The sequence below is a fragment of the Christiangramia flava JLT2011 genome (genome assembly GCF_001951155.1).
In the GTDB taxonomy this organism is placed as follows: Bacteria; Bacteroidota; Bacteroidia; order Flavobacteriales; family Flavobacteriaceae; genus Christiangramia; species Christiangramia flava.
Window position 1 is genome coordinate 2,735,080 of sequence record NZ_CP016359.1, and the last position, 14,862, is coordinate 2,749,941.

General features: G+C 42.8%; 14 protein-coding genes. 9 read left to right on the top strand and 5 right to left on the bottom strand.

The features are described 5' to 3' along the window. Position 1 precedes the first annotated feature (1 nt). Positions 2-832, bottom strand: a complete 831-nt coding sequence (tatC, locus tag GRFL_RS11915; RefSeq protein ID WP_083644836.1) for a twin-arginine translocase subunit TatC — start codon at positions 830-832, stop codon at positions 2-4. Then, entirely contained in the window at positions 832-1,797 is a 966-nt protein-coding gene (locus GRFL_RS11920) for a KpsF/GutQ family sugar-phosphate isomerase (RefSeq protein WP_083644837.1), read from the bottom strand. Before GRFL_RS11920 ends, tatC begins: the two co-directional genes overlap by 1 nt. 84 nt (positions 1,798-1,881) lie before the next feature. Here GRFL_RS11920 and recQ point away from each other — a divergent pair, with 84 nt between their 5' ends. Next, on the top strand, positions 1,882-4,077 hold the full coding sequence (gene recQ / locus GRFL_RS11925) for a DNA helicase RecQ (protein ID WP_083644838.1): 2,196 nt from the start codon (positions 1,882-1,884) through the stop codon (positions 4,075-4,077). Here recQ and GRFL_RS11930 read toward each other — a convergent pair. Beyond that, positions 4,074-4,862: a hypothetical protein gene (locus GRFL_RS11930; protein ID WP_083644839.1), complete on the bottom strand. Its 789-nt coding sequence runs from the start codon at positions 4,860-4,862 to the stop codon at positions 4,074-4,076. The two genes, recQ and GRFL_RS11930, sit on opposite strands and share 4 nt — an antisense overlap. A gap of 43 nt (positions 4,863-4,905) precedes the next feature. Continuing rightward, complete coding sequence (locus GRFL_RS11935; protein WP_083644840.1) at positions 4,906-5,604, bottom strand: class I SAM-dependent methyltransferase; 699 nt, start codon at positions 5,602-5,604, stop codon at positions 4,906-4,908. Here GRFL_RS11935 and GRFL_RS11940 point away from each other — a divergent pair. After that, positions 5,604-6,095 (top strand): YkgJ family cysteine cluster protein, encoded by a 492-nt coding sequence (locus tag GRFL_RS11940; RefSeq protein WP_083644841.1) that lies wholly within the window; start codon positions 5,604-5,606, stop codon positions 6,093-6,095. The two genes, GRFL_RS11935 and GRFL_RS11940, sit on opposite strands and share 1 nt — an antisense overlap. A gap of 161 nt (positions 6,096-6,256) precedes the next feature. Here the strand turns inward: GRFL_RS11940 and GRFL_RS11945 are convergent, their stop codons facing one another. Continuing rightward, entirely contained in the window at positions 6,257-7,486 is a 1,230-nt protein-coding gene (locus GRFL_RS11945; RefSeq protein WP_083644842.1) for an exo-beta-N-acetylmuramidase NamZ family protein, read from the bottom strand. Positions 7,487-7,492: 6 nt separating this feature from the next. Here GRFL_RS11945 and GRFL_RS11950 point away from each other — a divergent pair, with 6 nt between their 5' ends. From GRFL_RS11950 to GRFL_RS11980, 7 genes are all read left to right on the top strand, one after another. Beyond that, entirely contained in the window at positions 7,493-8,725 is a 1,233-nt protein-coding gene (locus tag GRFL_RS11950) for an ABC transporter permease (RefSeq protein ID WP_083644843.1), read from the top strand. 67 nt (positions 8,726-8,792) lie between these two features. Then, positions 8,793-9,773 carry a PLP-dependent cysteine synthase family protein gene (locus tag GRFL_RS11955; protein WP_083644844.1) on the top strand — a complete coding sequence of 327 codons (981 nt, stop codon included), beginning with the start codon at positions 8,793-8,795 and terminating at the stop codon, positions 9,771-9,773. A gap of 85 nt (positions 9,774-9,858) precedes the next feature. Continuing rightward, positions 9,859-10,557, top strand: a complete 699-nt coding sequence (locus GRFL_RS11960; protein ID WP_083644845.1) for an SGNH/GDSL hydrolase family protein — start codon at positions 9,859-9,861, stop codon at positions 10,555-10,557. A 48-nt stretch (positions 10,558-10,605) separates the two neighbouring features. Further along, complete coding sequence (locus tag GRFL_RS11965) at positions 10,606-11,892, top strand: DUF2851 family protein (RefSeq protein WP_083644846.1); 1,287 nt, start codon at positions 10,606-10,608, stop codon at positions 11,890-11,892. Between the two features lie 9 nt (positions 11,893-11,901). Further along, positions 11,902-12,132: a PspC family transcriptional regulator gene (locus tag GRFL_RS11970; protein WP_083644847.1), complete on the top strand. Its 231-nt coding sequence runs from the start codon at positions 11,902-11,904 to the stop codon at positions 12,130-12,132. 171 nt (positions 12,133-12,303) lie between these two features. Continuing rightward, a complete protein-coding gene (locus GRFL_RS11975; protein WP_083644848.1) occupies positions 12,304-13,950 on the top strand; it encodes an alanine/glycine:cation symporter family protein in 1,647 nt (548 codons plus the stop codon). A gap of 12 nt (positions 13,951-13,962) precedes the next feature. Further along, positions 13,963-14,844, top strand: coding sequence for a ComEA family DNA-binding protein (locus GRFL_RS11980; RefSeq protein ID WP_083644849.1), 882 nt, complete (start codon positions 13,963-13,965; stop codon positions 14,842-14,844). Positions 14,845-14,862 lie beyond the last annotated feature (18 nt).

Here is a 14,862-nt window from a genome sequence, read left to right on the forward strand (position 1 = left end):
GTTATTTAACTTTTTTCTGTTCTCTTTTATACATGATCGAGGAAATGATGATACTTACCTCGTAAAGAATCAATACCGGAATCGCCACAATGATCTGGCTTACGATATCTGGCGGAGTAATAATTGCTGAAACAACCAATACGACCACTAGAGCATATTTCCTGTATGTTTTTAAGAATTGGGGCGTGACAACCCCCACCTTCGTGAGAAAATATATCAGAATTGGTAATTCGAAAATGAGACCACTGGCTAAAACGGAAGCCCTTACCAGGCTGATATAGCTGCTTAGGTCAAAATCGTTAAAAACCATGTCGCTTACCTGGTATTTTCCAAGAAAATTAATGGATAAAGGCGTCACGATATAATACCCGAATAAAACTCCTAAAAAGAACAGGAAAGACGTGACGAAGATAAAACCTCTGGCGTATTTCTTTTCATGAGTATGCATGGCCGGAGCAACGAATTTCCAGAATTCGTAGATCACAAACGGGAAGGCAATGATAAAACCTGCGGTTATTGAAGTCCAGACATGCGCGGAAAATTGCCCGCCCATGGTCCTACTCTGAATTCGGAAAGGCATTTCCTGGTCACAAAAACCACCTTCAATGCCGAAGAAACCAGACATCTTACAAAGAATTCGGTAGGAAAAGAAATCGGGGTGACTAGGACCGAAAAGCAGCACATCAAAAATGAAGCTTTTCAGTATAAATGCAACCGTCGCAGCGATCACGATCGCCAGAACCGCTCTGATAATATGCCATCTCAATTCTTCCAGATGGTCTAAAAACGACATTTCGCCGCCTTCGACTTCCTGTGGAGGTAGTTGTTTCATTATAAAATTCCTTCTCTGATTAAGTTGTGGATATGTACCACACCTTTATATTTTCCTTCTTTCACGGCCAGTAGCTGCGAAATTTTATTTTTTTCTAAAAGATCCAGCGCTTCTACAGCGAGCTCGTCCTCATCAATGGTCTTGGGACTGGCGCTCATAATGTCCCGCGCCTTCAGTTCCCCGATGTTCTGATGATTCTTCAGCATTCTCCGGATATCACCATCAGTAATAATCCCAATTATTTGTTCATTTTCGATCACTGCGGTCACTCCCAGCATTTTTTCTGAAATTTCCACAATAGCCGAAGCGATATCAGTTTCCGGGGAAACCTGTGGCATCATATTCTGCCCGGCAATATCGCTTACACGCAGGTACAGCTTTTTGCCCAATGTCCCCCCTGGATGGTATTTGGCAAAATCCTTACTCGTAAAGCCTTTCAGGTCCAACAGGCAGATCGCCAAAGCATCGCCAACCACCATTTGCGCAGTAGTGCTGGTGGTAGGGGCCAGGTTGTTCGGGCAAGCTTCTTTCTCAATATAACAATTAAGAATATGATCGGCCTCTTTTCCTAAAAATGAATCTTTATTTGCCGTGAGTGCGATCAATTTATTGTTGAAATTTTTAATAAGAGGTACCAAAACCTTGATTTCCGGACTATTTCCGCTCTTGGAAATACAGATTACCACATCGTTTTCCTGAACGATCCCCAGGTCGCCGTGAATGGCATCTGCCGCGTGCATAAATATAGCCGGTGTGCCAGTGCTGTTAAGTGTGGCAACAATTTTGTTGGCTATTATGGCACTTTTACCGATTCCGGTTACAACAACGCGACCCTGAGAATTGTAAATAGTCTCTACGGTACTTACGAAATCGGAGTCGATAAAGTTTTTTAAGTTGGAAATGGCTTGCGCCTCATTGGAAATTGTTTCTTTTGCAGAAGAAATGATTTGGTCGCTAAGTTTCAAATTAGATTCAATTATCGATTGCAGGTACTAAAGAAATATGTATATTTAGTAATGCAAATGTATGTAAAATTGTAACACAATTTAATGGGTTTGACCGAAATTGATTTGCACAAAGAACTGAAGCGTTACTTTGGATTCAGTCAGTTCAAAGGTCTTCAGGAACAGGTTGTAAAAAGCATAGTTCATGGTGAGGATACTTTTGTAATAATGCCTACCGGAGGTGGTAAATCTTTATGTTACCAGCTTCCCGCTTTGATTTCAGACGGCACTGCCATCGTAGTATCTCCCCTAATTGCCCTGATGAAAAACCAGGTGGATGCCATTCGAGGCATTTCCTCGGAACAGGGTGTCGCACACGTATTGAATTCCTCCCTGAATAAGACCGAAGTCAAACAGGTAAAAGACGATATCAGTAACGGCGTTTGCAAGTTATTGTACGTTGCGCCGGAATCGCTGACCAAAGAAGATTATGTAGATTTTCTCAGGGAGCAGCAAATTTCTTTCCTCGCGGTAGATGAAGCCCATTGTATTAGTGAATGGGGGCATGATTTTAGACCGGAATACCGCAATTTGAGGCAAATTATGAAACGAATTGGCGATAATATACCAGTTATCGCGCTTACGGCTACGGCAACTCCCAAAGTTCAGGAAGACATCCTTAAAAACCTGGGAATTCCAAATGCCAATACTTTCAAGGCAAGTTTCAACAGGCCTAATCTGTATTACGAAGTTCGCCCGAAAACCAAAAATGTCGATGCCGACATTATCCGGTTTGTGAAACAAAATGACGGGAAATCCGGGATCATTTACTGCCTGAGCAGGAAAAAAGTGGAAGAATTGGCTCAGACCCTTCAGGTAAATGGTGTCAAAGCCGTTCCTTACCATGCCGGGCTTGATGCCAAAACCAGAAGCAAACACCAGGATATGTTCCTGATGGAAGATATCGATGTGGTGGTTGCAACCATCGCGTTCGGGATGGGAATTGACAAGCCAGATGTTCGTTTTGTGATCCATCATGATATTCCGAAAAGTATCGAAAGTTATTACCAGGAAACCGGAAGAGCCGGTCGTGATGGAGGAGAAGGTCACTGTCTCGCGTTTTATTCCTATAAAGACATTGAAAAACTGGAAAAATTCATGAGCGGTAAACCGGTTGCCGAACAGGAGATCGGGCATGCTTTGCTTCAGGAAGTGGTGGCGTATGCCGAAACTTCGGTTTCCAGGAGAAAGTTCATCCTGCATTATTTTGGAGAAGATTTCGATGATGTTCAGGGAGAAGGTGCTGCGATGGATGACAACGTCAGAAATCCCAAAAAGAAACATGAAGCCGGCAGAGATCTGGAATTGCTGCTGAAGGTGGTAAAAGAGACCAAAGAACTTTATAAAGCCAAGGAAGTTGTTAAAACGCTGATTGGTAAAAGCAACGCGCTGATTCTTTCTCATAAAACCGATGAGCACGCGCTCTTTGGCGCCGGGAAGAACCAAGAAGGCAAATACTGGATGGCTTTAGTGAGACAGGCGCTGGTTGCTGGATTTCTTCGGAAGGATATTGAAACCTACGGAGTCATCAAATTAACTCCGGAAGGGGAGAAATTTTTGAAAAAGCCAGTTTCTTTCCAGATGACTGAGGATCATATTTTTGATGATAGTACAGAAGACTCGGCTGCTTCATCAAAAGCCCCCGCGGCGGTAGACGCTCAGCTGGTGAAAATGCTGAAAGAGCTTCGGAAAAAAGTGGCCAAGCGAAAAGAATTGCCGCCTTTCGTTATCTTCCAGGATCCCTCTATCGAAGATATGGCATTGAAATATCCTACGAGTATCGAGGAACTGAGCAATATTCACGGGGTAGGAGAAGGAAAGGCCAAAAAATACGGTCAGGACTTTGTAGATCTTATCTCCCGGTATGTGGAAGATAATGATATCACGCGCCCAGATGACCTGGTGGTGAAATCTACTGGAGCCAATAGCGGACTCAAATTATTCATCATCCAGAGTGTAGATCGAAAATTGCCTTTACCTGATATCGCTTCGGCAAAAGGTATGGAAATGCCGGAATTCATTAAGGAAATGGAGGCCATTGTGTATAGTGGCACCAAGCTGAACATCAATTATTATATCGATGAGATCCTTGATGAAGACCAGCAGGAAGAGCTGCATGAATACTTCCTCGAGGCAGAAACCGATAAAATCGATGAAGCTATGGAAGAGTTCGATGGTGATTATGAAGATGAAGAACTGCGACTTTTCCGTATCAAGTTCATTAGTGAAGTCGCTAATTAGCGCCCTCCAACCGATCTTAAATCATCGATACAGGCTTCTTTTAATGTTGGAACTCCCGTTCCGCCATTGATCACATCTATCGCGCTGCTTCCAAATTCAATTGATGCCCGCATAAGGCAGCCATCCACTTTGCAATGCCCGTCGTTTCCGGAGTCTTCGTGATCACTTGTAGGGGCCGTGCCAAGATTTACCAGTCCAAACAAATGACCAAATTCATGGTTTAAGGTCGCTGTTTCAATGATAGCACGGGAAGGCGCACCAGCTTTGGAAGCAAAATCCCTGATGGTTTTTTCATAGATGACCATCGAAGTATTTCTAAAAGCTGAACCTAAAACAAATTTGTCATCGCTGTCTTTCTCATTACTGCCATCGGCAAAATAGATCCAAACAGCAATTTCGTCACCGGCATTGTAGGAAGTACGCTCTTCCTTTTCAATATCCACGATCTCATCAATATCAAAAGGAGCATTCCCTGAAGTGCTTACAGAACGAAGATTGATCTCAATGCCGTCTGGCTTATACGTGCGTTCCTGTAAAAAACTCTTGAAATTCTGAATGGCCTCATCTGTAGGTCGAAAACCGTCAACAAAAACCATTTCAATATACATGGAAGTAAATTTGCTGTCGCTCAAGAGGTCGCTGGCCGATGATCCCAGAGACTTCAGGTTTGCTGATTTATCCACAGTTGGCGTTCCACCGGAGCCATCAGGATTGTCTTCTTTAGAACAGGAAATCAGGATACTTATGGAAAAAAAGAGGATGAGTAGTTTTCTGTAATTTTTCATGAACTTCTTTTAGAGCACTTGCAAAAATATAAATTTCAATTGGTTAGAGCGGTCTCAACTCTGCGAGATAATCGTAATGTTCACCTTCTTTTACGATGGTACATTGAAAATTATTGTCTTCCGCGGCTTTTTTTAAGGTTTCAGGGTCGATGTAGAGCCAGTCAAATGCTTCAGATGAATGGTCTTTCCAGGATATCTGGAACTGCATTTCGCCGTAGTACTCTTCGAAAATTTCTGGTTCTTCATCCAACAGGAAAATAAGGTCTGAAGAATCCATCAGGATTTTACCGTTTTCATTCAGCAGTTTTCGACATTGCTGAAAGAACTTCGGAAGGTTTTCTGTTCTGCCAATGATTCCGCTGCCATTCATTAGGAACAACAAGGTATCAAACCGGCCGTTTTCAATTTTATAGAAATCCTGAACTTGCGCCTGGGAAAATCCTCTTTTTTTAGCAATTTCAACAGAAGCTTCAGAAATATCAATTCCCGTAACCTCCAGCCCTTTTTTCTGAAGATACAGCGAGTGGCTTCCCACACTACATCCCACATCGAGAACAGTTCCTTCGCACATTTCCAGTGCTGCCTGTTCCAGGACAGGCATTTCAGCATAATCGCGGAATAAATAGGCTACCGGGATAGTATCATCATCAAAATCTGGAGACTTTACCGTAATAGGGGTTTGGTCTTCGTTAAAATAGTAGGCTTTTGCGGCCTCACCGAATATATCCTTATTTTTGCTCAATGGAAGAAATTTTGAAACAGTTGCCAGAGAAGGCCAAAGGTATGAAGAAGCAGCATAAAAAGTTCTTCGCCAGGCTGAAAAAAAAGCCGCCTAAAAACCTCGATGCCGTGATGCAGGAATTGCACGAGGAGGAGTTCCAGCAAACTAACTGCCTGGAATGTGCAAATTGTTGCAAGACAACCGGTCCCTTATTTACCCAAAAAGACATTGAGCGCCTGAGCAAGCACTTCCGCATGAAGCCAGGTGAATTCATTGATTCTTACCTTCGCATCGATGAAGACAAGGATTATGTTTTGCAGAATTTGCCCTGCCCGTTCCTGGGAGCCGATAATTACTGCATGGTATACGAAGTACGACCAAAGGCCTGTCGCGAATACCCGCATACCGACCGAAAAGATTTCCATAAAATTGCCAATATCACCCTGAAGAATACCGCCATTTGTCCCGCCGCTTTCAATATCGTGGAAAAAATGAGGGCGAATTTGCCTTAAAGAACGATGATGAAGTACTGAACCCCCGAAATGCTATTCTTTTTTCGTTTCTCAATACTGCGTTTATTCCAGGATAAGTCTCAAGATTTCTGGAACACAGCCTTGCAGTAATCCTCTAATTCCTATTGATACTTTGAAAAAGCGTAAACACTGGAAGCGATTTAATATAACAGGTATTTTTTCCTGATATTTTTGAACCTCTGAAGCCCGGGCTCCCAGCTTTTCCGGATATCTTCTTCGGAAACACCATTTTCTATCTGCTGCTGCAGGTCATTCGTTCCCGCCAGCTTCGGAAAGAAATTGTTGAAAAAAGCAGTTTTATCTGAAGTATTCTCGTACGCATGGATCAGCCATTTTAATTCGATACGCTCCAGGCCTGGTGCTGTCGTAAGATCCATTCCGTAGCATTTTTCACCGGAATGTTTCGGGTAAGCCGCCCCGGGCATAGGCTGTGGTGTATAAGAATAGGCATATTTCTCCTGGTTTAGATATGGTGAACCGAAAACCTGAAACTGCTTATTAGTTCCCCTCCCCGCGTTTACAGTAGTTCCTTCGAAAAAACAAAGGCTAGGATAGAGGTTGATGGACTGATCGTTAGGCAAATTCGGGGAAGGTTTTACCGGCAAATGATAAGATTTCTCGTGATCATAATTTCCAAGTTTGATCACCTCGAGGTCACAGGCGAGTCCGTTTTCCAGCCATTTTTCACCATTGATCATTTGGGCGTACTCGCCAATGCTCATTCCGTAAACGATCGGGACCGGGTGTAGCCCGACAAAACTGGTATTTTCAGGTTCCATCACAGGCCCGTCAACATAATTTCCATTCGGGTTCGGGCGGTCCAGAACCAGGACTTTTTTAGAATTTTCAGCAGCCGCTTCCATGATATAATGCAGCGTGGATAGGTAGGTATAAAATCTCGCGCCTACATCCTGAATATCAAAAACCAGGACATCGATTCCTTCCAGGTCCTCGGAAGTTGGTTTTTTGTGTTTTCCGTAAAGGGAGATAATGGGGAGATTGGTCTTTTCATCGATCCCATCAGAAACTTTTTCGCCCGCATCGGCTTCCCCTCGAAAACCATGTTCCGGAGCAAAAACTTTCTGGATCCTGATATTTCTGCTCAAAAGCGTATCCACCAGATGCACGTATGCTCCATTTTGATTCGGTATCACCGAAGTCTGATTACCCACGATTGCCACATTCCTGTCTTTTAAAAATGGCAGGTATTCCTCCAGTTTTTCTGCAGCCAGCACAATTTTTTCAGAAGTCTCAGGTTTGGTTTGAAGCTGGGCTTCCTCGTTATTTTTGTTTTCTTTGCTGGTATTCGCACAGGAAAGCATCGCGAAAAGAAAGAATAAAAATGTAATTTTGGGCAATCTCTTAATCATAGACTATTGAATTTCGAGTATTTCGTCGTTAAACGGCTAATTAGTACTAAAAAGTATAAAAGTAGTATTTCTGCTCCTATCATAAAAATCGCGATCACAGCTATTGCGATCGGGGTGGTGATGATGTTGGTTTCGTTCGCGACAGGTCTCGGTTTGCAGGAAAAGATTCGCGACAAGATCGCGGCTTTCAATGGGCACATCAGTATTTCCAGTTTCGATAATAACAATTCAAAGGTGACGCTGATGCCGGTTTCGAAAGAACAGGATTTTTATCCTGAATTTCAGTCGGTTTCCGGGATCAGGCATGTGCAGGCAGTAGCAACCAAATTTGCGGTCATTCGTACAGAAACCGATTTTGAAGGTGTGGTAGTAAAGGGTGTCGGCGAGGATTATGACTGGAATTATTTCAAAGATTTTATCGTGCAAGGGGAAATTCCTGATTTCTCCGGAAAACTGAACGATGAGGTCCTCATTTCAGAATATCTCGCGAATAGGCTAAATCTGAAGCTTGGAGATCGTATCAATACGTTTTTCATGCGCTCAGACAGTGATCGCCCTTTGCAGCGCGGTTTCCGGGTAGCAGGAATTTATGATTCCGGTTTTCAGGAATTTGATGAATTATACGTGATAGCTGATATAAGGCACATCCAGCGTATTAATAAGTGGGACGATAACCAGGTTGGTGCCTTCGAAGTTTTCGTGGATAACTTTGACGAAATTGATCAGAAAGGAAACGAAATCTATGAAAATACCAGTTCGCTTTTGGATACCCAGACCATCAGCCAGAAATACTATTCCATATTCGAATGGCTTTCGTTATTCGATTTTAATATAGCCTTGATCATCGGGATCATGATCCTGGTGGCGGGTATCAATATGATCACCGCGCTGCTGGTACTTATTCTGGAACGTACCCAGATGATCGGGATTTTTAAGGCTTTAGGTGCGGCAGACTGGAGTATTCGGAAAATATTCTTATTTAACGCAGGCTATTTGATAATTCTGGGCCTTTTTTGGGGGAACCTGATTGGTCTCGGGTTATTACTGGCTCAGAAGTATTTCAAGCTCGTACCGCTGGATCCGCGAACCTATTACGTGACCGAAGTGCCAATTTACCTGAACTGGGACTATATTCTGTTCGTAAACATCGGGACTTTACTGCTTTGTATGCTAATGTTGCTGGTACCTTCCATCATCATTTCCCGAATTTCTCCGGTGAAGGCAATCAAGTTCGATTAAACCGGAATTTGTAAACCCGGTAAGAGGAAATTGATATTTTTTACCTTTACATTCTCAAAAACATCTAATGAACTACGCAGAAAATATATTAGGCACCATTGGTCAAACGCCATTGGTGAAAATGAATACCGTGACCCGTGAAATAGAGGCGCTGGTACTGGCAAAATATGAAACTTTCAACCCGGGTAATTCGGTTAAAGACCGGATGGCATTGAAAATGGTGGAAGATGCTGAAAAGAATGGCCTCTTGAAGCCCGGCGGAACCATTATCGAGGGAACTTCAGGGAATACCGGGATGGGCCTGGCGCTCGTTGCAATCGTCAAGGGATACAAGATGATTTGTGTGATGAGTGACAAGCAGAGTAAGGAGAAAATGGATATTCTGAAGGCAGTTGGAAGCGAGGTGATCGTTTGTCCAACTGATGTGGCGCCAGATGATCCTCAAAGTTATTATTCCACTTCGAAAAGGCTGGCTGAGGAAACCCCTAACTCGTGGTACGTGAATCAATATGATAATTTATCAAATTCCCAGGCGCACTACGAAACCACCGGACCGGAAATCTGGGAACAAACCGATGGAAAAATCACCCATTTCGTGGTAGGGGTGGGCACCGGCGGAACTATTTCAGGAGTTGGTAGGTACCTGAAGGAAAAGAACCCGAAAATCAAGGTTTGGGGAATCGATACTTACGGTTCTGTTTTTAAGAAATACCATGAAACTGGAATTTTCGATGAGAAGGAAATCTATCCTTACGTTACCGAAGGAATTGGAGAAGACATCCTTCCGAAGAATGTAGACTTCAGTATTATTGATGGTTTTACCAAAGTGACTGATAAAGATGCAGCTATCTACACTCAGAAACTGGCAAAAGAAGAGGGTTTCTTTTTAGGAAATAGCGCAGGTGCGGCCGCAAAAGGGATTCTTCAGTTAAAAGAACATTTTACCAAAGATGATGTGGTAGTCGTCCTGTTTCATGATCACGGGAGCAGATATGTGGGCAAGATGTATAACGACGAGTGGATGAAAAAAATGGGGTATATCGAGTAGCCGCTAATGCTAATTAAAATCTAAAGTGCTCGGAAAGGTTTTCCAGGAGGTTTAAAAAAGCTACATTTCAGTACAAATTTTGATTATGAAGCATCTATACCTCTTGGTTTTACTTTCTATAAGCCTTTCGTGCAGTTCCACCTCCAACACGACTCCGCCAGATAACACCGTGGAAGATCCTAAATTCAGCTATCTCGCTCTTGGCGATAGTTACACCATTGGGGAAAGTGTGGAGCCTTCTGAAAGGTGGCCGGTACAGCTGGCAGCGCGTTTGCGCCAGCAGAATTTCAATATGGCGGCACCAAAGATCATTGCCAAAACCGGTTGGACCACCCGGAATTTACTGAATGGTATCGAAAATGAACTGGATGTACAACGTGATTTTGACCTGGTTTCCGTTTTAATTGGTGTAAATAACCAGTATCAGGGGCGCTCCATCACAGAATATGAAGAAGAACTGCGTCAGGTTTTCCGGAAGGCGATCAATCATTCCAAGAGAATGGAAGCCGGCGTTTTCGCAGTGAGCATCCCCGATTATGGCTATACGCCTTTTGGGTCTGCACACCAGGAAGAGATCAGTGCCGAACTGGAGGAATTCAATGCCGTTTTTAAAAGAGTTGCTGAAGAGTTTGGTGTGGAATATTTCAATATTACCCCGATCTCCCAGGAAGCTCAGAACAATCCAGACCTGGTCGCGCCAGATGGCCTTCACCCCAGCGGTCTTATGTATAGCCAATGGGTAGATTTATTCGCCAATCAGGTAGCCGAGAAATTACCGAAATAATTCTATATCTCCCGCATTTTCAGCTGTTTATTTTGATACATTTGAGCTATGCCGGAAGATTTTCTTTATTATCTCTGGGGCTTTCAGAAATTTGCGAATACCGAGCTTAGAACAGCTTCAGGAGAGGAATTACGCATTGAGCATACAGGATACAGAAATGAACTTTCAGGTCCCGATTTTTTTAACGCCAGGCTGGAAATTGCCGGTCAACTTTGGGCCGGTAATGTGGAAATGCACCTGAAATCTTCGCATTGGTATGAGCATTTTCATGAACAGGATTCGGCTTATGACAATGTGATCCTGCATGTAGTCTGGGAGCATGATTGTGACGTGTTTCGGAAAGACCAGTCTATAATTCCTGTTTTAGAATTGAAAAACCTGGTTGTTCCTGAAATTCTGGAAAATTATGCCAACTTGCTGGAAACGCCGCACCGGTTTATCAATTGCGAAAATGATTTTTCGGGTTTTTCAGATTTTGAATTGGAACACTGGCTGGAGCGGGTTTATTTTGAACGACTGGAAGACCATTCGGCAGGGATCGAAAGAAATTTGCGCAAACAGTCTGGTAATTGGGATGCAGTTTTCTTCCAATACCTTTTGAAAGCTTTCGGTTTGAATGTCAACGGAGAGGCATTTCAGAGTATTGCGAATCAGGTTCCTTTTACTACTATAAGGAAGATTGCTGCAAATCAGGATGATCTGGAATCTTTTCTTCTGGGAATGTCGGGATTGCTGGAAAATCCAAAGGATTGTTATGCGGAAAGTCTTCAGCAGCGCTTTGAATTTCTGAAACATAAATTTCAGTTTTCAGAAGAAACGATTCAAAAACCGGTATTTTTCCGGTTGCGACCAGATAATTTTCCCACGATCAGGCTGGCTCAGATCGCCGCGCTTTATTCAGAAAACACGCAGCTATTTTCCGGAGTATTGAAAGCTGAAGGGCTTTCAGAATACTATGAGTTATTAGATTTATCACTGCCGGAATACTGGCAGCAACATTACTCCTTCGGAACTAGCCATCGATCAAAAAATAAAAAACTCAGTCGGGATTTTAAAAACCTGCTGGTTTTGAATCTTTTCTTGCCTTTCCAATTTGCCTGGTCAAAATACCGGGGAGAAGAACAGGCTGATCTTATATTATCCATTCTGGCGCAACTACCGAAGGAAAAGAACAGCATCGTGGAGAACTTTGAAAATCTTCGACCGGGAACGGTAAAGAATGCGACTCATTCACAGGCGGTCATTCAATTAAAAAAGCATTATTGCGACCAAAACAGGTGTTTGAAGTGTGCGCTTGGGAATAAATTGTTAATGCGTTCACGGGAATATCATTAAATTTGTACTATGGCTTCGGCAATTCATAATATTCGCTATTACCTGGAACGTCATGGTTTCTATGTGTCCTCGAGATTGGCTGATAAGCTGGGAATGAGGGCGAAAAGCGTACGATTGTTTTTTATCTACGCGTCGTTTTTTACCATGGGAGCCGGTTTTATCATGTACCTTATCCTGGCTTTCTGGCTTAAATTAAAGGATTTAGTATATACCAAAAGAACCTCCGTATTTGACCTGTAAACTGAAGGTTTTTCTTAATTTTCGGAAATATTACTGGTTTATCCCTAAATCTTTTTGAAAAGCCCTATAAATCCGTATTAAGATTTTCTTAAGGAAATGCAATTTCTTTTTTGAAAACCTTAAGTTTTTTTGCATATTGCCGGGTCTTAAAAATCAAAACAAAACAAACAGATGCAGAAGATTATTTCCAAAGAAAAATTGTTTTCAATTATTGGATTGTTCTTACCCTTACTAACCTTTGCACAATCGGCTGATGAAGCAACAATCTCTGAGAAGATCGACACGATTTTTTCAAATTATACAAGCTGGTTCGTAGATTTCATTTTCTACGAAATTCCATTCAGCGAATCTTTCCAGATCCCATGGGTGCTTATTGTTTTAGTAGGAGGCGCATTATACTTCACGATTTATTTTAAACTGATCAATTTTACCGGATTCTGGACGGCTATAAAAGTAGTGCAGGGTAAATATGAAGATATCGAAAAACACGGCGCTGATACGCTTTACGCCGATCCTACTCCCAATGAAGGAGAAAATATTATAGAAACCATTCGTGATGATAGTGCCGATGGTGAGGTTTCTCACTTTCAGGCATTAACAGCGGCCCTTTCTGCTACGGTAGGTTTGGGTAACATTGCCGGTGTGGCAGTAGCATTATCTATTGGTGGTCCAGGGGCTACGTTCTGGATGGTGGTTGCCGGCCTACTTGGAATGGCGTCAAAATTTGCTGAATGTACGCTGGGTGTAAAATATCGCGATGTAGGTCCTGACGGAACTGTATACGGTGGCCCAATGTATTACCTTAAAAAAGGTCTTGGTGAAAAGAATATGGCAGGTCTTGGTAAAGTACTGGCTGTAGTTTTCTCTATTTTCGTGATTGGTGGTTCATTTGGTGGTGGAAATATGTTCCAGGCCAATCAGGCTGCTGCACAGTTTACCCAATTACTAAACCTTGAAGGCGGAAATGCCGGTTTTTACTTCGGTATCGTGATGGCAATTCTTGTTGCTGTTGTGATCATTGGTGGGATTAAAAGAATTGCTTCAGTTACAGAAAAGATCGTTCCTTTCATGGCAGGGATCTACGTACTGGCTGCCTTGATCATTCTTGGTGCCAACTGGATGTATATTGATGATGCTTTCGGTTTGATTTTCGAAGGTGCTTTCTCAGGCCTTGGAATTGCCGGTGGTCTTGTGGGTGTAATGATTCAGGGTATTCGTAGAGGTGCCTTCTCTAACGAAGCTGGAGTTGGATCTGCTGCAATTGCCCACTCCGCGGTACGTACAAAATATCCTGCGAGTGAAGGGATCGTTGCGCTATTAGAGCCATTTGTTGACACTGTTGTGATTTGTACCATGACTGCGCTGGTTATTGTTATTACCAACTTCCATGAAGGATTTCTGGAATACGGAAATGAGATTACCGAAGGGGTGGAGCTTACCGCCACTGCTTTTGATACGGTAATTCCTCATTTCTCTATCGTTTTGACAATCGCGGTGATCCTATTTGCCTTTTCAACCATGATCTCCTGGTCTTACTATGGAATGCAGGGTTGGAAATACCTTTTCGGAAAAGGAAAAGTGACTGATCTTGTTTATAAAATCTTGTTCCTGATTTTCGTAGTGGTTGGTGCGTCTATCAGCCTGGGTTCAGTAATCAACTTCTCCGATGCGATGATCTTCGCGATGGTGGTTCCTAATATCATAGGGGTGATCTTACTAACTCCGGTTATTAAGAAGGAGCTGAGAAAATATATGAATGCGATCAACAAGAAAGAGGAGGCGCTCGAAGAGGGAGCGACCGACTATAATAAGTTGTAAACTACTCAAAATATGAATTGGAGATCCCATTTTGCTCTCACTAAAGGTCAGCGAAATGGGATTTTCATTTTAGTCGGATTGATCGTTTTGCTGCAGGTAGCGATTCTTTTCTTTAGTTTTTTTCCCTGGTCTTCGGAAGAAATTCCTACAGAAACTCCCGAAATTATTGCTTACCAGCAAAAGCTTGACTCTCTCAAAGAGGCCAGGCAGAATTTCCGGAAGGATACCATCTTTCCTTTTAATCCCAATTACCTTACTGATTTTAAAGGTTATGAGCTGGGCATGAGCCTGGAGGAAATCGATCGGGTAAAAACCTTTCGCCAAACCGGGAAATGGATCAATTCCGCAGAAGAATTTCAACAGGTAGCCGGGCTGGAAGATTCCAGTTTTCAAAAGATCAGGCCTTATTTGCGTTTTCCTGATTGGGTTACAACTAAAACCTCTCGAAAGTTTTCAGCTTCAGCTTCTGAAAAAAGTGCGGCCTCGACAGTGGAACTTGTGGACCTGAATTCGGCTACCGCGGAAGATCTACAGGTGGTGCAGGGAATAGGGAAGGTGCTTTCTGAAAGAATTGTCAAATACCGGTACCGTATAGGTGGTTTTCGTTCAGCTATCCAGCTAAATGATGTCTACGGCCTTCAGCCGGAAGTCGTTCAGAAGATCACTTCCCGGTTTCAGGTGAAGACGATGCCGGCATTTGAACTGGTAGATCTGGATACGGCCGGTTTGGACGATCTACTCAGTATACCTTATATTGATGAGAAACTGGCTCGAGAGATCATCAATTACCGCAAACTGCACGAAGGTATCTCCAGTATTGAAGAACTGACAAAAATCCCGGGCTTTCCTTCCGAAAAAATCGACAGAATTAAATTATATTTGGCCAAAGACTAATTTCTGTTAGAATTTGGT